Origin of the sequence: Streptomyces hilarionis, from assembly GCF_024539675.1 — a bacterium.
In the GTDB taxonomy this organism is placed as follows: domain Bacteria; phylum Actinomycetota; class Actinomycetes; order Streptomycetales; family Streptomycetaceae; genus Streptomyces; species Streptomyces hilarionis.
In genome coordinates, this window is sequence record NZ_JAHHIT010000504.1 from 1 (window position 1) to 388 (window position 388).

A 388-nucleotide genomic window follows, 5' to 3' on the forward strand; every position below is an offset into this window, starting at 1 on the left:
GATACAACTTTAGTTTTACGAAATATAAAAGCATGGGTAGATTCTAGACGTTTCAAAGAAACCTCACCTTGGGCAGAGCTTGGTGAGTCTGGTGATCCATCAGTCATGTGTTACTGCAAAGAAATTCATGAGTTTGAAAACGGTGATTTTCTCCTAACATTGTGGAAGCATGACCCAAGCGACTCCAAAAGCTATAGAGGGCTCCGGCTTAACGAAAAGGGCGAGCCTATCGGGTTTATCAGCAATAACGCTTTGGACACTGGGGATGATGTTGTGTGGGGACATCCTTGCTACTACTGGATAATCCCGGAATCAAACTTAGTAATCTCGATAAAGTTCGAAGATTCAAAATGTGACTCTGACCTGATGCAAAAATGGATTAATTATT

At 41.5% G+C, this 388-nt stretch carries 1 protein-coding gene; it reads left to right on the forward strand.

The genetic code is table 11. From position 1 onward, the window contains the following. On the forward strand, positions 1–388 hold a 388-nt coding region (locus tag KMS84_RS39300), incomplete at both ends, for a hypothetical protein (RefSeq protein ID WP_256921426.1).